The organism is Spirosoma lituiforme, assembly GCF_054776635.1.
Window position 1 is genome coordinate 514,791 of sequence record NZ_BAAHBO010000001.1, and the last position, 17,567, is coordinate 532,357.

General features: G+C 52.0%; 15 protein-coding genes. 7 read left to right on the forward strand and 8 right to left on the reverse strand.

Annotation, left to right across the window (positions count from 1 at the left end; all coding sequences use genetic code 11):
• Positions 1–66: 66 nt before the first annotated feature.
• Both ACYU87_RS02120 and ACYU87_RS02125 read right to left on the reverse strand, forming a co-directional pair.
• On the reverse strand, positions 67–1,314 hold the full coding sequence (locus ACYU87_RS02120) for a dicarboxylate/amino acid:cation symporter (protein ID WP_461132371.1): 1,248 nt from the start codon (positions 1,312–1,314) through the stop codon (positions 67–69).
• 209 nt (positions 1,315–1,523) lie between these two features.
• On the reverse strand, positions 1,524–1,976 hold the full coding sequence (locus ACYU87_RS02125) for an SRPBCC family protein (RefSeq protein ID WP_461132372.1): 453 nt from the start codon (positions 1,974–1,976) through the stop codon (positions 1,524–1,526).
• A gap of 157 nt (positions 1,977–2,133) precedes the next feature.
• Here ACYU87_RS02125 and ACYU87_RS02130 point away from each other — a divergent pair, with 157 nt between their 5' ends.
• From ACYU87_RS02130 to ACYU87_RS02140, 3 genes are all read left to right on the forward strand, one after another.
• Positions 2,134–6,156 carry an ATP-binding protein gene (locus tag ACYU87_RS02130; protein WP_461132373.1) on the forward strand — a complete coding sequence of 1,341 codons (4,023 nt, stop codon included), beginning with the start codon at positions 2,134–2,136 and terminating at the stop codon, positions 6,154–6,156.
• A gap of 234 nt (positions 6,157–6,390) precedes the next feature.
• Entirely contained in the window at positions 6,391–6,786 is a 396-nt protein-coding gene (locus tag ACYU87_RS02135) for a LytR/AlgR family response regulator transcription factor (protein WP_461132374.1), read from the forward strand.
• A 235-nt stretch (positions 6,787–7,021) separates the two neighbouring features.
• Complete coding sequence (locus ACYU87_RS02140; protein ID WP_461132375.1) at positions 7,022–7,753, forward strand: endonuclease III domain-containing protein; 732 nt, start codon at positions 7,022–7,024, stop codon at positions 7,751–7,753.
• Positions 7,754–7,778: 25 nt separating this feature from the next.
• Here the strand turns inward: ACYU87_RS02140 and ACYU87_RS02145 are convergent, their stop codons facing one another.
• The 3 genes from ACYU87_RS02145 to ACYU87_RS02155 form a co-directional block, all read right to left on the reverse strand.
• Entirely contained in the window at positions 7,779–8,474 is a 696-nt protein-coding gene (locus tag ACYU87_RS02145) for a hypothetical protein (protein ID WP_461132376.1), read from the reverse strand.
• 19 nt (positions 8,475–8,493) lie between these two features.
• Positions 8,494–8,988: a hypothetical protein gene (locus ACYU87_RS02150; RefSeq protein ID WP_461132377.1), complete on the reverse strand. Its 495-nt coding sequence runs from the start codon at positions 8,986–8,988 to the stop codon at positions 8,494–8,496.
• Positions 8,989–9,067: 79 nt separating this feature from the next.
• A complete protein-coding gene (locus ACYU87_RS02155) occupies positions 9,068–10,063 on the reverse strand; it encodes an OmpA family protein (protein ID WP_461132378.1) in 996 nt (331 codons plus the stop codon).
• A gap of 234 nt (positions 10,064–10,297) precedes the next feature.
• Between ACYU87_RS02155 and ACYU87_RS02160 the strand changes: the two genes are divergently transcribed.
• The 4 genes from ACYU87_RS02160 (at position 10,298) to ACYU87_RS02175 (ending at position 14,127) form a co-directional block, all read left to right on the forward strand.
• The gene (locus tag ACYU87_RS02160) at positions 10,298–11,323 is read left to right on the forward strand and encodes a threonine aldolase family protein (protein WP_461132379.1); all 1,026 of its coding nucleotides are present in this window, start codon (positions 10,298–10,300) and stop codon (positions 11,321–11,323) included.
• A gap of 9 nt (positions 11,324–11,332) precedes the next feature.
• Complete coding sequence (locus ACYU87_RS02165; protein ID WP_461132380.1) at positions 11,333–12,931, forward strand: GNAT family N-acetyltransferase; 1,599 nt, start codon at positions 11,333–11,335, stop codon at positions 12,929–12,931.
• A 76-nt stretch (positions 12,932–13,007) separates the two neighbouring features.
• A complete protein-coding gene (locus ACYU87_RS02170) occupies positions 13,008–13,415 on the forward strand; it encodes an RrF2 family transcriptional regulator (RefSeq protein ID WP_461132381.1) in 408 nt (135 codons plus the stop codon).
• 67 nt (positions 13,416–13,482) lie between these two features.
• The gene (locus tag ACYU87_RS02175; protein WP_461132382.1) at positions 13,483–14,127 is read left to right on the forward strand and encodes an NAD(P)-dependent oxidoreductase; all 645 of its coding nucleotides are present in this window, start codon (positions 13,483–13,485) and stop codon (positions 14,125–14,127) included.
• Between the two features lie 37 nt (positions 14,128–14,164).
• On the opposite strand, the gene ACYU87_RS02180 is transcribed toward ACYU87_RS02175, so the two are convergent.
• The 3 genes from ACYU87_RS02180 to ACYU87_RS02190 are packed head-to-tail and all read right to left on the reverse strand — an operon-like array spanning position 14,165 to position 17,448.
• On the reverse strand, positions 14,165–15,190 hold the full coding sequence (locus tag ACYU87_RS02180; protein WP_461132383.1) for a zinc-dependent alcohol dehydrogenase: 1,026 nt from the start codon (positions 15,188–15,190) through the stop codon (positions 14,165–14,167).
• 8 nt (positions 15,191–15,198) lie between these two features.
• Positions 15,199–16,539 carry an MFS transporter gene (locus ACYU87_RS02185; RefSeq protein ID WP_461132384.1) on the reverse strand — a complete coding sequence of 447 codons (1,341 nt, stop codon included), beginning with the start codon at positions 16,537–16,539 and terminating at the stop codon, positions 15,199–15,201.
• 45 nt (positions 16,540–16,584) lie between these two features.
• Positions 16,585–17,448: a glycerophosphodiester phosphodiesterase family protein gene (locus ACYU87_RS02190; protein WP_461132385.1), complete on the reverse strand. Its 864-nt coding sequence runs from the start codon at positions 17,446–17,448 to the stop codon at positions 16,585–16,587.
• Between the last annotated feature and the right edge of the window lie 119 nt (positions 17,449–17,567).

The following is a 17,567-nucleotide window of genomic DNA, read 5'->3' on the forward strand; positions in this document are numbered from 1 at the left end:
GGTTATACTACCCGGACTATTCACCTCCCGGCAAACGTCCGCTCTATACGAATCAATACCGTTTTATTAAGCGGTAACCTCTTCCGTATCAATTGGCTGCACTCTAAACTCACCTTCCCATTTCGAGATCACACAGGTTGCTACGGCATTACCGGCAACACTTGTCGCCGAGCGGCCCATATCCAGCACCTGATCAATACCGAGTAGTAAAGCCAGTCCTTCGATGGGCAGGTTGAACAACGACATGGTTCCGGCAATGACCACCAGCGAGGCCCGGGGCACCCCGGCAATTCCTTTGGAGGTAATCATTAGGGTAAGCATCATGGTAATCTGCTGCTCGATGCTGAGCGGCACATGGTAGGCCTGCGCAATAAAGGCCGTGGCAAAGGTCATGTACAGCATCGACCCGTCGAGGTTGAATGAATAACCAAGCGGCAATACAAACGAAATGATCCGCTCCGAGCAGCCAAACCGGCGCAGCGCTTCAATTGTCTGCGGGAAGGACGCTTCTGAACTGGCCGTACTGAACGATAGAATAATGGCCGAACGAACTTCTTTTAACAGCGCAAAATAAGGAATACCGACGACCAGACAAATAACCGAAAGTACCACAAAAATAAAGAAGAGCAACCCGCCAAAGAAACAAAGAATCAGGTACGCGTAACCGCCCAGAATACCCAGCCCCTGCTGGGCCACAATGGCCGCAATGGCACCCAGAACCCCAAACGGCGCAAAGGACATCACGTAGCTAGTCACCTTGAACATTACGTGCGAAAGGGCATCGAGTGCCTTGATGATGATTTTCCCCTGCGCGCCAATGGCCCCAACAGCAATACCAAAAAAGATACTGAAAACCACAATCTGAAGGATTTCATTGGTGGCCAGCGCTTCGATAAAGCTGGTCGGAACAATGTGTGTGAAGAACGTTTCCAGCGTAAATTTTTGTACCGTTACTCCAACATCGGTTCCCTTGGCGGGCAGCCGCGTTATGCTCATCACTTCGCCGGGTTTCATAATGTTAACCACCAGCAAACCAACGACCAGCGACAAGATAGTAGCGAAATAAAAGTACGCTAGTGTTTTGAGGCCAATCCGTCCGACGGTGCCAAAATCGCCCAATTTGGCAATCCCTACCACTAGTGTCGCAAACACAAGCGGCCCGATAATCATCTTGATGAGCCGGAGAAATATCTTGGATAGAATGTTAAGGTCAGTACCCGAAAAGCCAGACGTAGTAGCCGGAAAAAAGTAACCAATGGCAATACCAAGCACCATGCCCAGAAAGATGCGAGTCGTTAAATTAGGTAGTCTCATGCGGTATAAATAAAGAGCCGTTCCAGACAAATGTAAACGAATCCGGGCAGTTGAGAAAGCACGTTCATGCCAAGGTCGCGGTTAGGGTTGACCAGGTGACGGGCGTTTGCCTAAAAACTTGGCCGAAGCCGTTCTGCTTTTTTGCAAATTTGGCTTCGATCAGCTATTATGCGACTAAATCAATAGATTTGCAGAATCGATTAACTATTCTATCTCTTTCGAAACACACGTCGATAAATTGGTTTTCTATAAACAAATTGTACCCATAATAGCGGATATAATAAATAATTAGTTAACAAATAAGGCGTTTTAAACGTAATATCATCAACAATAATAGTTTGATCGCCGGCGTGGTCAGCCGAACGCTGAAGCCGATGGTGGTGTTGCCAATACGTGAGAAAAAAAGGCAATTTTGTACCATAATCAACAAAAAAGATTTCGTCATCGCTGGTTTGCTGATCGATAATTCGGCTGATCCAGTCTTGGCGGAATAACAGAAAATTTAGTCTCAAGTGAACCGTATCTCCTTTTCGACAGCCATCAAACCGAACGACGTCTACGGGTGGAAAAGGGGGGCTGAGTTTATCAAAAAGGGTCCGATCAAAGCCAGCCCAGACATCTGGCAATGATTGCTCAACCTGAGTTTTAAGGACAATATGCATGGTAGGCAAACAAAAGAGAAAGCGAAATGTAGACTTACTTATTTTCTTTTCGCCAGAAAGGAACGGGCTACACGTTTGTAGAACAACAGCCGGGGCTTTTTGGCTATATCTATTTCATTTTTTTACGAGCCTGGTTGGGCTTTCTTTTTCCCGCGTTGTGCTGAATCAATGGGCGGTTCGCTGTTTTCTGGCGGGGCTGCTTAGTGCGTCGATACCTGTTCAGGGGGCTCCAGAACCGGACTACCTTACGGTTCGAAACGGCTTACCACAGGGGTTCGTAAAATCACTCATTCAGGATCAGAACGGTTTTGTCTGGCTCGCTACCCGCGATGGGCTATGCCGATACGATGGCGTTCATTTTCGCATTTATACGCACAACCCCCAGCAGGTTACTTCACTTTCTTTCAGTAGCATATACGAAATAAAAGACGACAATCAGCATAAACTCTGGCTGCGTACCGAAAACAATAATATTGACCGGTTCGACCCCGTTACGGAGCAAAGCCACCGAATTTCCAGTTCAAAGGCCTTTCAGAAAGCTCTTGGCCGGGATCAGTTGGTTGGTATTCAGCCCGATAAGGACGGAAACGTTTGGGTGGCTACGTTAACGAATGGCTTTTTTCGGCTGAACGCCAACGGAACTATTTCTCACCGGTACTGGGGCATGCGGGGCGATACCGTTCAGCGTACCCTTCACGCGCTGTTAATCGACCGGTACAACCAACTCTGGTTTGCCGCCAAAGACGGTCTGTTCCGGTTCGATCCTGCATCGGGGCAGTTTTCGGGCTTTCGCTTGACCCAGGGATTACCCCAGAATGAAGTATATGGTCTCCACGAACGGGCCAATGGCGAACTGATGCTGGGTTTCCCCGGTCAGTTTGCGCTGTTCGACCCCGCCAATGGTCAAGTCAGACAAACCATTTCTCTGCCCGGATCACCGACAGCGATACCCCTGTTTACGAAGGATTTTCGGGGTATCGATTACGTCAATCAGAGTAGGTATACCGACAAATCGGGGCTGGTTTCGTTGCTGACGCCTTCTGACAAGGGGGCCGACGTTTCGGCTGGTCGGCAGGTCGCCAAGCTGGGCAAATATTCGGCGGTTTCGCTACTGGTTGACCGCACCAACGTGCTCTGGATTGGCCTGAACGGAGATGGCGTTATCAAGTACGACCTCAACAAGCGCCCTTTTCAAACCTGGCCGTACAACCAGAATTTCCAGACCGACTGGTTAACGCAGCAGTTTAATGTACCCCTGGATGCCATCCCTCCCATCATCCGGCAACAATCATCGGCCAGTATGCGGTACCAGTTCGACCGCCGTAAAAATCTCTGGATCACCACCCCGCAAATAACACCTTACCGCTACAACGCTTTTCAAAAACAGTTTACCCCCGTCCTGCCAACAGGTATCGAGTCGCGGTGGCTTCCGAACGGGGCATTTCGGTTTAGTGCCCTGGCAACGGGCGCGCAGGGTGAACTTTGGGGCTTATTAGGCCCTCACAACCAGGCAGTTGTTCGCTATAACCCCGATAAAGAAACGTTTACCGCGTTTCCGTTGCCCCTGCCGCCGGGCCATCCCTATGAAATTATGGCGATGGTAGTGGACGGAGGCCGGGTTTATCTGGCCACCAAAAATCATGGTTTGCTGCGCGCCGACCTGTCTCTCAAGCGACTGATTCACTGGCATAGTGGCGGAACGGATGCCGGCACGCTACCCGGCGACGCACTCCTGTGCCTGGCGCAGGACCCGCTTCAGTACAAATATCTCTGGATCGGGACGTTTGGTGAAGGACTGTGTCGACTGGATAAAATGACGGGAGAAATTCAGCGCTTTACGGTTGGGCAGGTTTTGTCCAACAACGTAATTTATGCCATTCGGACGGGCGGAGACGGTCGTTTGTGGCTCAGCACGAACAGGGGCCTATGTCGGTTCGACACGCGCACCTTCGAAGCCCGAAACTACATGGCCGACGACGGCTTGCCTGGTGAAGAGTTCAAGCAGTTTCACGATGTTGCGCTTCCCGACGGGCGGCTTATTTTTGGCGGTACGGGTGGGTACACGGTTTTTTATCCCCGAAAAGTACGCGAAGATCCGGTGAAGCCAACTGTTGCGCTTACGGCCCTGCGCATCAACAATCAATTCGTGACGGCCACAACCCCGGGTTCGCCCATAAGCCGGGACATCAACGAAACGGTGGAAATTACGCTGACCCACCAGCAAAACTTCCTGTCTATTGATTTTGCAGCCCTTGAATTTAATCAGACCCACAAGAACCAGTATCGCTACAAGCTGATCGGTCTGGACAGAGACTGGGTTTACAGCGGAAACCAGTCGACGGCTACCTACACGAACCTCCCGCCCGGAACGTACACGTTTGTGGTTAACGCGTCCAACACGTCGAGCGTCTGGAGTCCATACACGCATTCGTTGCGCATCGTTATCGACCCGCCCCTTTGGGCGACCTGGTGGGCGTATCTGGGGTATGCCCTGCTCCTGATTGGCGCTATTGTTCTCTTCCTCCGCAGCCGGATCAACCGCATTCGCCTGAACAGCCGGATCGAATTACGCGAGAAGGAATCCGTTCAGTTAAAGCATCTTGACGAAATAAAGTCCCGTTTCTTTTCCAATATTACGCATGAGTTCCGGACACCGTTAACCCTGATTCTGACCCCGTTGGAGCAAGTTCTGAACGACTCCAGCGACTCCCCTTATCACGGTCGTTTGTCGCTTATTTACCGGAATGCCAATCGGCTCCTCCGGCTGATCAACGAGTTGCTGGATCTGGCCAAACTGGACGCTGGCAACCTGACGTTAACGCCCACTCCCGCCGATTTGCCGGACTTCATAAAACGTACCGTGGCCGTTTTTACGGAAGAAGCCCAGCGGAAGCACATTCAGTTGCAGCAGAACCACTCTATCAGTCACCCTCATTATTGGTTTGATCCGGACAAGGTCGAAAAAATCATCACTAACCTGCTGTCGAACGCCCTGAAATTCACGGATGATCACGGCGTAATCAACGTATCTACGTACGTTATGCCGATTGATCCAGCACTGGCTACGTCGGCGAATACCGACCTGATTCGACTAACCGTGTACAATACGGGCACCGGCATTCCGGAGCACCAGTTGCCCCACATCTTCAATCGATTCTACCAGGCCGACCCCATGACAGAGCGTTCGGTGGGTGGTTCGGGGATTGGCCTGGCCCTGGTAAAAGAACTCGTTGAGATGATGCATGGCCGGGTTTCGGTGGAAAGCACGCCAAGCCTGGGTACGACATTCATTGTCGAATTACCGTGCCGACAAGCACGCGCGGAACTGGTTACAACGCCCGCTGATACCGGAAAATCGTTTGCTGCTTATGACCGGGCGGGCAACAATCAGATACCGAAAGGCGATAAATCGCCCCAGATATTGCTGGTTGAGGATGATGATGATATTGCGGAATTTGTTGTCACAACCCTGCAGGCAGAATGGACGGTGATGCGCCTGAACAACGGCCGGGCGGGGGTCGAAGCCGCCATTGCCAACGGACCGGACCTGATCATAAGCGATGTGCTCATGCCCGAACTGAACGGCTACGAACTTTGCCGCGAATTGAAAAACAACCCGGTTACCAGTCACATTCCTGTTCTGCTGCTAACGGCTAAAGTCTCGGCCGAAAGCCGGATTGAGGGCCTGATGGCGGGCGCCGATGATTACCTGGCCAAACCGTTTCAGGTAAACGAGTTACTCGGGCGCGTTCGCAATCGAATGGCCCACCAGCAGCAAGTACGGCACTACTACCGGACCCAGTTGCTGCGTGAGGGCTACCTGCCGACAACGAGTGAAGCTCCGGAGGATGACTTTATGAACCGGGTGTATACCCTGCTCGAAAATCATTTGGATGATTCAACGTTTGGTGTTGAGCCGCTGGCCATGGCCATTGGCATGAGCCGCATGCACCTGAACCGGAAAGTAAAGGCCATGACCGGATTGACGCCCAATGAACTCATTCGGGCCGTGCGGCTGAAGCGGGCGGCCGAACTGCTGATGACCGGCGCTTCGGTGTCGGAAGTCGCCGACCGCGTAGGATTCGATACACCGGCTTACTTCTCAAAAGTGTTTAAAGATCACTACCTGGTGACCCCCTCAGAATACGTTGACCAACATCGGCAGGAGATCATGCGCTAGTCCGGTTTGGCGGTTTCCTTGCCAGCTTCCCGCTTATTTTTTGTTGTTATTTTGGGTTACCATCTTCCGCTAAGGCGCTTTAGAAGCCTTTTTAAACAAAAAAATTGGCTTCTGCCGTTGATGTTACAAATTTCATAGTCGGTGTTACGAATGAGCAAGGGTTAGGAATCAATGCGCTTTAGTATTGCATCAGTTACTTCTTATCCATAGTATCTGAAAGCATTACTCTCGCTTATGTCCATGTCAACCTTTTCGTTTTCGAACCGGTCTACCCCTGCTGAGTGGCCTCCCCTGAAACTCTATTTGCGTGAAACAGGTCGTCAGTTTTTTTCCGTAACTGATCTGGTTTATCTACAGGCTGTAGCGAACTACAGCTGGCTGAACTGGGCCGACGGACGACGGATGCTTATGCCCCGCACACTGAAATATTATTCACCACAACTACCCACCGAGCTGTTCATCCGTCTGCACCGCAACTGTGTGGTTAACCGGCGCTTTGTGGAACGGCTCGAACGGACAGACACCGGGGGGATAGTGCATCTGACCACGGGCGAAGTTCTACCGGTTTCCCGTCGTCGCTGGAGCCTGGTGAGACGGCAACTGGCCAACAACCGCCCAAACCTGAATTAAACAGAGATTTGCCCAGTTCGTCCTGATCCGGTTGCTTAATCAGCCAATGGATTTATAGGCAACATAGACATCATTGAACCACTTTCGGCTGGTCATGTACGCAGGTAGATGACCAGCCGAAAGTGGTTTTCTTTTTTTTATATGAATGCATAGAGTAAGCCGAACCGCAGAAACATTCTCGTTCAGACCGGGTTGACATGGGATACGCACAAGTTACAGCTCGGTTTGCCACTGTATGTTCCCGACTCCCCCTCTAGCCACCAAGACGCTCGAAGCCCATGAGCGGCTGAACCAGGAATACGGCATACAAGCCGTTAAAGGCTACTCAGATCCCATGCATGAACTGATCGGTACGATTCTGTCACACCGGACAACTCACGCCAACGAAGTAACCGCGTATCGCACCATGCGCGAGCGGTTCCCGGATTGGGAACAGGTACGCGATGCTCCGCTCCCCGACTTGATTGACGCCATCAAAACGGCCAACTATCCTGAAGTAAAGGCGCCCTATATCCAGAATCTGCTCGCGCACCTTTTTCGGGAGAGAGGCACGGCCAATATCGACTTCCTGGGTGACCTATCGACCGAAGAGGCCATGAACTGGTTAACCACGCTACCGGGTATCGGGTTGAAAACGGCGACGATTCTATTGCTCTTCACCTTTCAGAAACCCGTCCTTCCGGTTGATACCCACGTGCATCGCGTTACGCAGCGATTGGGGTTGATCGGGCCAAAGGTAAGCGCCGAAAAAGCCCACACGATTCTGTTAAGTTATTTACCCGAGGACACGCTGACGCTGTTCAACTTCCACAAGCATTTTTACTGGCATGGTCAGCGCGTATGTACCTGGTACTACCCCAAATGCCAGGTGTGCGTTCTTCAGACCATGTGCGACTTTTATCGGACGGGTGGAACGGCCATCCTGAGTAGTACGCCTGTTCGGAAGAAGAAACCAACCGATATGTGAAGCGATCGGCTAGCTGTTAAAAGGCCTATCTGTTCTTGCGATCGTGAAGTCTTTCCGCCTGCTCAACCCAATTGTCCCGCTCAATGCGGCCGGAAAAAAACTCGATCAGTTCGTTTACCTTATTGGCATCTTCCCTGGTAAAATTCGCGATCTGTCGGAAGGTGTAGATGCCCAGGCTGTGCAGCTTTCGTTCCAGAAACGGCCCTACCCCCACAATGTCTTTCAGGTCGTCGGCTTCGCTCGCTACGGCCCGGCCAATGCGGTCGAAATTCACTTCACCGGCGCGAGCCGCGATTCGGGCAAGCACTGCCGTTTCTGAGTTATCCGGAACACCGGCATTTACCGGAGGCACGACGGCAGGGCTATCAACAATCGGTGGTTGAGGCAATGACGTATTCGCTGGCGATTCGTCTACGTCGATCAGTTCTGGTGTATCGTCATTCGACAAAGCAGGCAACAGAGGATCTGCGTGAACGAAGGGCGGTGGAGACGCCACAGCAGCAGTTGCAGGCATAGCACCCTGCCCAGAATGACCGCCCGGTTTCGACTGGCGGCAATCGGCTAGTTCGGCCTCCTTACTGGCAATTGATTTTCGCAGGCTGCTGACTCGTCCGGAGCGTATCGAACGGCCCAGCAGCCACCCGACAAAGGCAGCCAATGCCAGTAAAACAAGTATTTCGGTTAGGGCTACCGTCTGATTCAAGGGGTCTAATCCAAACATAAGAGGATTTTTAAATACGTTAATTCTTCCTGGCTAGTTCAGCGGCCTGGCCTACCCAGTTATCGCGCGCGATGCGACCCGGGAAATACTCGATCAGGTCATTGATTTGCTCAACATCATCGGCGTCAAACGCAGCGATCTGACGAAAGGTATAAATACCGAGAGCGTTAAGTTTCTTCTCCAGAAATGGGCCAATCCCATTAATGACCTTCAAGTTATTGGCTTCGGTGGGCGAGGCCAGCCCGATTCGGGTGAAATTAACCTCATCGGCCCGGGTCCGGATACGGTTCAGGATAATGGTTTCTTCATCATCTGTATCGCTGACAACCAGCGCGGGTTTACGACGACAGTCATCCACGGCCCGTTCTACATTGGCCAGACTAACCGCCATCTGACGAATTGTCTGCTGCCGGGAAACATAGCCAATAATAAAGCCCAGTACGCCAGCTACAACCAGCATAATCAATTGCTGTTGCTGGGCATCAGGTACGTTAAGGGGGTTCATCTCGAACATAAGGATAAGCGTTTATCGGGTATTGTTTATCAGGACAGGAACAGCCTGATGGGTAGCAAAGACGGTTTTAAACGGGCTTTTACTGAATCACGACCGTAACCCGCCGGTTCGCTTTACGGCCCGATGGCGTACGGTTATCAGCTTTGGGTGACTCCTCCCCTTTTGCATCGACTGAAATCTGATCGGCATCAATACCCGATTTACGTAGTTTCGTCTTTACCTGATTCGCACGGTCGCGGGAGAGCCGCAAATTTACATCATCGGGACCCGTGTTGTCGGTGTATCCCGTCAGAAGGAGTTTTTTGCGCTTATGCTCCTTCAGGTATTTCGTTGCTTCCTCAAAAAACTTCTGGGTTTCGTCTGTTTTGATATAATTGGCTTCACTCAGCGGGAAGTATAAGTCAATAGGCTTGAATACCGACGTAAACGTTTGCGATTCGGCTAACTCTTTTTCGGTAATCGGTTCATTCATCACAACGGGAGCAGTTGTTACGTCTTCTGGTTTCGTGGTAATGTCGGTTTCTACTGTCGTCTCGTCGGGCGCAGGAGCCGTACCCGAGAACGCAAAATCGAGTCCGCCAACCAGCGAGTCACCACTGGCTGTAGCGGGCAGATTGCGCTCCACTCCTTTGGTCGTCAACGCTGAAGCCGGAATTCCCTGCTGAATCAGGTACTGCTTAAAGCCTTCGGCCCGGGCCAGTCCCAGGTTGGGAAATGTAGTTGGGTTCGTCTCGCCTGATACGTAATAGCCAATGATCTCCAGCGTTCGGGTGGGATTGGTTTTCAGGTACGAAACCATCGTTTCGAGCGATCCACCCAATGCATTCATGTTGGTATTGGCCCCTGATTTGGCGAAGCGGAAATTCCCCGGCAAGTTGAGCCGAAAGAGATTCCCATCAGCCATGGTAAACCCATCGGCACCAGCGGGCGTCGTATACACCGCAGGCTCTTCCGCTGTTTCGACGGGCGCAGGATCGTTTCCGCAAAGCTGCTTTATCTTACACATGTGCCACCAGGTAGAACCGATCATCCACACAATCAGTAGAATGACCCAGGGAGTTTTATTCGTTAACATAAGAACGTCAAGGAGTTATATCGACACCGAAATCGGCCAGTCCCGTTGAGACGACATGAACCGAAACGATTGCTCAAAAATAGTGGTACGTACGTGAAAAGCAACATAGGTAAGTTTTCTCCCCTGATGCTTAATTTACTAGTTGTTTACCTCCCCTACAGATCCTAAAAAAGTTTCTGCCGTAACCCTGTCTGTTCTTAACTTGCTCGTTCATACAACCTGATACCTGACCGAATGCGTATTGACCTTCGTAGCGATACCGTTACACAACCGACGCCCGCCATGCGCGAGGCCATGTTTTCTGCCCCCCTCGGGGACGATGTACTCGGCGATGACCCGACCGTGAACACGCTCGAAGCTAAAGCGGCCGCTTTATTCGGTATGGAAGCGGCTCTCTTCTGCGCGTCGGGTACGATGACCAATCAGTTGGCGATTCGGACGCATACCCGCCCCGGCGACGATGTCATCTGCGATTATCTTTCGCACGTTTACCAGTATGAGGGCGGTGGCATATCCGTGAATGCGCTGGCCTCGGTCAGTCTGATCCACGGCCAACGCGGCAAAATTACGCCCGAACTCATTCAGGAATACATCTATAACCCCGCCGATTCGCACAAGCCGATCTCCCGATTAGTGGTCCTGGAAAACACGGTTAACAAAGGCGGAGGCTGTTACTATACCGTACCCGAGATTGCGGCCATTCGGAAAGTTTGCGATGAGAATGGCCTGATTCTCCACCTGGATGGCGCCCGGCTTTTCAACGCGCTTATCGAAACCGGCGAACCGATGGGGGCGTATGGTCAGCTGTTCGATTCGATCAGTATTTGCCTGTCGAAGGGATTGGGGTGCCCAGTGGGGTCGCTCCTGCTCGGCAAGGCCGATTTTATCCGGCAGACCCGGCGCTATCGGAAGCTGATGGGCGGTGGCTGGCGACAGGCTGGCTTTCTGGCAGCGGCCGGCATTTACGCCCTCGACCATCACATTGACCGCCTGAAACAGGATCATTCCCGCGCCCGCAAGATCGGAGCCATGCTCGAACGCTTACCCGAAGTTCAGGAAATCCTGCCTATTGATACGAATATTGTCATTTTCCGGCTTCCCGAAACCATCTTGGCCGTCGACTATGTTGCTTCGTTAGAAACAAAAGGGATTCGCAGCATCACGTTTGGGAAACACCTGGTGCGGTTTGTTACCCACCTGGATTTTACGGACGAGATGGTCACTGACATGGAGACAATATTGAGCCGCGGTATTGCCTGATACGAACTTATGCACATACAAACCAGAACCTTACAGAAAGAAGACTATCATGATCTCAAAGAGGCCATGATCGAAGTATACAGTGGCATCGGTGGCGACTACTGGGAGAAAAGCAAGATCAACAAATTACTCAGTATTTTTCCCGAAGGTCAATTCTGTGTTGAAGTCGATGGCCGGGTTGTAGCCTGTGCCTTAGCGATTCGGGTTCAGTACGACCAGTTTGGTGACAACCACACCTACAACGAAATTACGGGCGGCTACACCTTCAAAACGCACAGTGACGAAGGCGACTACATGTACGGCATTGAAGTATTCGTGCATCCCGACTTCCGTGATCTGCGATTGGGTCGGCGGCTCTACGACGCCCGGAAAGAGGTTTGCGAAACGCTTAACCTGAAAGGCATTCTGGCGGGCGGCCGTATTCCCAACTACAACAAATTTTCTGACGACCTATCGCCCCGTGAGTACATTGCCAAGGTAAAGCAAAAGGAAATTTACGACCCAACGCTGACGTTCCAGCTTTCCAACGACTTCCACGTTCGGAAAGTACTGCGCGGTTACCTGCCCGGCGATACCGAATCGAAGGAGTACGCTACCCTGCTGGAGTGGATCAATATCTACTACGTGGCCGAAAAAGATAAACGCCCCCATACCGACTCCATTATTCGGCTGGGCGTGATTCAGTGGCAGATGCGGTTGTTCAAAAACCTCAATGCATTTCTGGAGCAGGTCGAGTTTTTCGCCAACGCCGTCAGCGATTACCGGGCTGACTTTATGGTGTTACCCGAATTTTTCAACACGCCCCTGATGGCCGATTTCAACGACCTGCCGGAGCCGGTGGCGATTCGAAAATTAGCCGACTTTACGGAAGCCGTTCGGGAAAAACTTTGCCAGCTGGCTATCTCCTACAATGTCAATATTGTGGGCGGCAGCATGCCCCTGGTCGATGGAGATGGTAAACTCTATAACGTAGCGTACCTCTGCCGACGCGATGGCTCGTACGAAGAATACCGCAAAATCCACATCACACCCAATGAGGTGCGGCATTATGGCATGGTAGGCGGCTACGAAATCCGGGCGTTCGACACCGATTGTGGCAAGATTGGTATGCTGATCTGCTACGATGTTGAGTTTCCGGAACTGGGCCGCATTCTGGCTCAGCAGGGCATGCAGATTCTGTTTGTCCCCTTCCTGACCGATACTCAGAACGGTTACTCGCGGGTACGCCATTGTGCACAGGCCCGGGCCATCGAAAATGAGTGTTACGTAGCTATTTCGGGCTGCGTGGGCAACCTGCCGCGTGTTCAGAACATGGATATCAACTACGCCCAGTCGGCCGTATTTACGCCTTCTGACTTCCAGTTTCCGACCAATGCCGTGAAAGCCGAGGCCACGACCAACACCGAAATGGTGCTCATTGCCGACGTGGATTTGAGTTTGCTGAAGGAATTACACGAACACGGTTCCGTTCAGGTTCTGAAAGACCGACGGACGGATTTATACGATGTTACGCTGAAAAAAGCCGCTAAAAAGGCACTGAAGCAGAAAAAGGCATCGCCTGACAATGACCCGGAACAAGTGGCTCCCGTTATCGTAGTTGCCGATTAATCATGGATTTAAAAAAGATTCCCGATAGGTCGGGAATCTTTTTTAAACTAAAACTGTAACATTAAATATTACACTAATGACCGGACGATTCGCCATATCGATGCACATTCTGACACTGCTGGCCAAAGCCAACGGCGAATGGCTAACGTCTGACTTTATTGCGGGCAGTATCAACATCAACCCGGTTCTTGTCCGCAAAGAAATCAGTAACCTTCGCAGCAATGGCCTGGTTACCAGCCGGGAGGGCAAGAACGGGGGCAGTTCACTGGCTAAATCGCCAGAGGCCATCCAGTTGTCCGATGTTTTTTTGGCCACCCGTCAGGGCGCTTTTTTAGGGACGTCCCGAAATAGCCCAAATCCCAATTGCCCGGTTGGTAAACAGATCAACCATCATCTCGACGACTTGTACCTCGACGCAGAGCGGGCGCTTATCCAGCAATTAGGCGGTACCACGCTCAGTGAATTTAGCCATCGATTCGATTAATTTTTTTACTTAAAACTGTAACACTTTTTATTACACTCTATTTTTTCACGTTAACAAATCACCTACTATGAAACTTGCCATTATTGGTGCCTCCGGCTTTGTTGGATCAGCTCTTGTCGACGAATCGCTAAACCGAGGCCACGTGGTAACGGCGATTGTTCGCCATCCCGAGAAAATGACGATAACGCACCCCGATTTAACCGTCAAGCAGGGGGATGCGCTGGATGCTGACGCAGTTGCCCAGCTTGTAGCAGGTCAGGATGCCGTGCTGAGCGCTTACAATGCCGGCTGGGCAAACCCAAACCTGTACGATGATTTTTTGAACGGATCAATCGCAATCGAGAAAGGCACCGAAGCCGCGGGGGTCAGCCGGTTGCTGGTTATTGGTGGGGCCGGTAGTCTGGAAGCCGCTCCGGGTGTACAATTGGTCGACACCCCTCAGTTTCCGGCGGACTGGAAAGTCGGTGCAACGGCCGCTCGTGACTACCTCAGCGCGCTCCGAAAGAACACCACGCTGGACTGGACGTTTCTGAGCCCCGCCATCAACCTGGCTCCTGGCGAACGGACAGGCCAATTCCGGCTGGGTACTGAGCAGCCCGTTTTCGATGAAAACGGTGAATCGGCCATTTCGGTCAAGGATCTGGCCGTGGCCGTGTTGGACGAGATCGAGCAACCGCAATTCATTCAGAAGCGGTTTACGCTGGGCTATTGATTTACCATGCGTCCCCGCAAAACGCGGGGACGTATCCTTACAAAGCCAGCACAATCTTGGCATGGTGACCCGTACAGGCCAGGTCAAGGGCCAGAGCCAGCTTGTCAAACGGCTCCTGCGCCGAGATGATTCGTCCGGGCTGGAGAAACCCACGGTCGATGAGCTTAATGGTTCGCCGGAAGTCAATGGGGTGCTGGTAGATGATCGATGTAATCAGGTTGATTCCCTGCCGGGTTATACCGAACTCGGTGATGGCACTGGGCTTATCGGACAGACCCGCCACCACCACATACGCTCCCCGGGGAGCAGCCGCTACGGCCATCGTAAACGCCGGGGCCGCACCGGCACACTCGAATACGGTATGCACGTTTGCTTCTTTCCAGATAACTCCCATCTGAACCGTATCAACATCGGCAGAAATGGGCACTGCACCAAAACTCGACGCCAGATTTACCTTTTCCTGAACGCGGTCATAAGCCAGAACCGTATACCCCATTTCTTGCGCCAGATGGGTTACCAATAAGCCGATAGCGCCTAAGCCAACAACAGCGACCGTGTCGCCTGGGCGAGCCGGCGATGAGTAAAGCGTGTGCAGGGCCACGGCCGTTGGTTCGATAACGACAGCATCCTCGTCACTGATTGTATCGGGAATTTTCCAGGCAAAATTAGCGGGTACAACGGCGTAGTCGGCGAAGCAGCCGGTTTCCAGCACGCCAATGATTCGTTTGTTGAGGCAGATATTACCCCGCCCCTGCCAGCAGTATTCACAGTGACCGCAAGGGTAGTTTGGCTCAATGACTACACGCTCCCCAAGCTGATGGGCGTTTACTCCTTCGCCGAGTTTATCGACGTAACCAATGCCCTCGTGACCAATGATCAGCGGAAATTGCAGATCAGGCCGGTGCCCCTGAAAGATGGACACATCAGACCCGCAAATACCGACCCGTTTCATTTTCAGGCGTATCTCACCAGGCCCCGGCTCTGGCACCGAACACGGTTGAATTCGAATAGACCGTACGCCGGTCAGTACACCGGCGCGCATCGAAGCTCCATTATAACTCATTCTAGTTTTTAGACGATGGTCCTCGCCGGTTCATGTTCGATCACGATTGGGCGCAAAACGGGTAAGACCAGATGAATAACGAGCAGGCCAGCCAGGTAAGAACAACTGGCAAAAACAAACATGGGTGTATACCCAAACGTCGCGACAACATAGCCCGTGAGGGCGGCAACGACCATGCTGACAATGCCACCCAGAAATCCGCCCATGCCCGTAGCCGTAGCTACCGATCCGCCGGGGAACAGCGTAGTCGACAGGGCATAGACATTAGTCGACCATCCCTGATGAGCCGCTGTGGCCAATGCCAACAGCGCCACAACACCCGTGAAACTGTGCACGGACGGAATCAGGTAAATCGGCGTAACCGAAAGAGCACAGATCAGCATAGTCAGTTTCCGGGCGTTGTTTTCGGTCCAGCCGTTTTTCATCAGATTCGTTGCCAGCCAGCCGAAAAATATACTGCCTATATCCGAGACTACGTAGATGATCAGAAACGGGATACCAAAGTTTTTCAGGTCTAGTTTCCGGTCGAGCTGATTGTTGGTCAAAAGAAAATCGGGTAGCCAGGTGAGGTAAAAAAACCAGATCGGGTCGGCGAAGACTTTACCAAAACAGAAAGCCCAGGTTTGCCGGTATCGGCTCAGCTTAACCCAGGAGAGCTGGTTCTGGGGTAGCGATTTACCAGCAACGGCCCGCCCCTCCGTAATATAGTCATACTCAGTGGTCGAGAGCGCTCGTGTCGATTCGGGTTTTGAATAACTGACCCACCAGACCACGAGCATCAGTACCCCCAACACAGCCGAAATCAGAAACGCCCCCCGCCAGCCAAACTGCGTCATCAGGAACGGGATCAACAACGCGGTAGCGATAACGCCCATGTTGGACCCCGCATTCAGAATGCCGGTGGCGGTGGAGCGTTCCCGTTTGGGAAACCACTCGGCAATGGCTTTCATGGCCGACGGAAAATTGGCCGCTTCGCCCAGCCCCAACACGGCACGCACGACAGCGAATTGCCCGACCGTCGACACAAAGCCGGACGCGATACTGGCAACGCTCCAGACCGCAATGCCAATCGTAAACCCTTTTTTCGTGCCGACTCGGTCAATAAGCCAGCCAATCAGCAAAAAGCCGACGGCATACGTAGCCTTGAACGCCGAATCGACCAGGCCCATCTGAATCCGAAACTGTTTCAGATGGGCATCCGTCAGCATTGCATCCGGCGATAAACCCAGAATGACCCGCTTGAAAGCACCATCGGTCATCACGAATGACAGCACCTGTCGATCGATGTAATTAATCGTCGTTGCCAGGAAGAGCAGTGCGATGATTCGCCACCGGTAATTAGTCGTCATTAAAGCAAATTAAGGTAAATCAGGTAAGTCATTTCCGGCAGAAACCTACCTATACAATACCTTCGCCATCTCGAACGGCCGATCCGTTGACATGATATCGGCCCCGTTTTGGGCAAACGTTTTGTAAACCTGATCACCTTTTGCAGCGGCCTGTTTGTCGAGGTTACCCAGGGTACCTAGAATACAGGCAATCCCCTTGTCGTGCAGAAATTTGTATAAGTCAGCGTCGGGCTCTTTAACCCCGACAAAGGCAACCATTCGGTTGTCGGGCACACCAAGTTCGCGCAACCGATCGTATTCAGCCCGGTTACGAATGGTGACCGAGATCATCAGATTCGGATCGAGCTTGGTCAGTCTGGCCGCATCCTGCGCGTTGTACGTGATGACGGCTACATAATCGCTCGCGCCCGTTTTGTGAATCATGTCGACCACTTTCGCGAACGACACGTTGCGCTTGACATCGAGCGTAAATGCTACTTTGTTTTTGCCCCAGCGCAACACCTCTTCCAGCGTCGGAATTTTGTAGGGCGTTACGGTACCCATATTATCCTCCAGCCGGTATTGTCCAAGTTCGGCGTAGTTCCGGTCGATTAATTTTCCGGTGCCGGTCGTAGTCCGGTCGAGGCTGGCGTCGTGCATCATGACCATCACGCTGTCTTTGGTCAGGTCAATGTCGCATTCAATAATAACCGGCAGATTTTTAGCCAGATAAGCAAACGACTCGATGCAGTTTTCCGGGTACCCTTTCAGATCGCCCCCACCTCGGTGAGCAGATATTTTTGCCGGTTGGCCTGGGGTGTACTTAAAGAACGCATAGCCCTTTCCGGCGGGTATTTTCGTGTATGTCCTGGGTGAACAGGTAATCAGGCCAACGCTCAGGCCAAGCACGATAAGTGATTTAACGGTCATTCGGGTCGTTTATGAACTAATGATGGACTATCTGAACGATCAACTGGAACCGTTCCGATAAACCCGTTTGTTGATAGAAGAAAACGTGGACTAGGTTGCCTGTTTTCGTTTGTTTATGG

What these genes read in the sequence shown, in the direction of transcription:
- ACYU87_RS02120 (WP_461132371.1), bottom strand. Translation starts at nt 1,314, where the DNA reads ATGAGACTACCTAATTTAACGACTCGCATCTTTCTGGGCATGGTGCTT.
- ACYU87_RS02125 (WP_461132372.1), bottom strand. Translation starts at nt 1,976, where the DNA reads ATGCATATTGTCCTTAAAACTCAGGTTGAGCAATCATTGCCAGATGTC.
- ACYU87_RS02135 (WP_461132374.1), top strand. Translation starts at nt 6,391, where the DNA reads ATGTCCATGTCAACCTTTTCGTTTTCGAACCGGTCTACCCCTGCTGAG.
- ACYU87_RS02140 (WP_461132375.1), top strand. Translation starts at nt 7,022, where the DNA reads ATGTTCCCGACTCCCCCTCTAGCCACCAAGACGCTCGAAGCCCATGAG.
- ACYU87_RS02145 (WP_461132376.1), bottom strand. Translation starts at nt 8,474, where the DNA reads ATGTTTGGATTAGACCCCTTGAATCAGACGGTAGCCCTAACCGAAATA.
- ACYU87_RS02150 (WP_461132377.1), bottom strand. Translation starts at nt 8,988, where the DNA reads ATGTTCGAGATGAACCCCCTTAACGTACCTGATGCCCAGCAACAGCAA.
- ACYU87_RS02155 (WP_461132378.1), bottom strand. Translation starts at nt 10,063, where the DNA reads ATGTTAACGAATAAAACTCCCTGGGTCATTCTACTGATTGTGTGGATG.
- ACYU87_RS02160 (WP_461132379.1), top strand. Translation starts at nt 10,298, where the DNA reads ATGCGTATTGACCTTCGTAGCGATACCGTTACACAACCGACGCCCGCC.
- ACYU87_RS02165 (WP_461132380.1), top strand. Translation starts at nt 11,333, where the DNA reads ATGCACATACAAACCAGAACCTTACAGAAAGAAGACTATCATGATCTC.
- ACYU87_RS02170 (WP_461132381.1), top strand. Translation starts at nt 13,008, where the DNA reads ATGACCGGACGATTCGCCATATCGATGCACATTCTGACACTGCTGGCC.
- ACYU87_RS02175 (WP_461132382.1), top strand. Translation starts at nt 13,483, where the DNA reads ATGAAACTTGCCATTATTGGTGCCTCCGGCTTTGTTGGATCAGCTCTT.
- ACYU87_RS02180 (WP_461132383.1), bottom strand. Translation starts at nt 15,190, where the DNA reads ATGAGTTATAATGGAGCTTCGATGCGCGCCGGTGTACTGACCGGCGTA.
- ACYU87_RS02185 (WP_461132384.1), bottom strand. Translation starts at nt 16,539, where the DNA reads ATGACGACTAATTACCGGTGGCGAATCATCGCACTGCTCTTCCTGGCA.
- ACYU87_RS02190 (WP_461132385.1), bottom strand. Translation starts at nt 17,448, where the DNA reads ATGACCGTTAAATCACTTATCGTGCTTGGCCTGAGCGTTGGCCTGATT.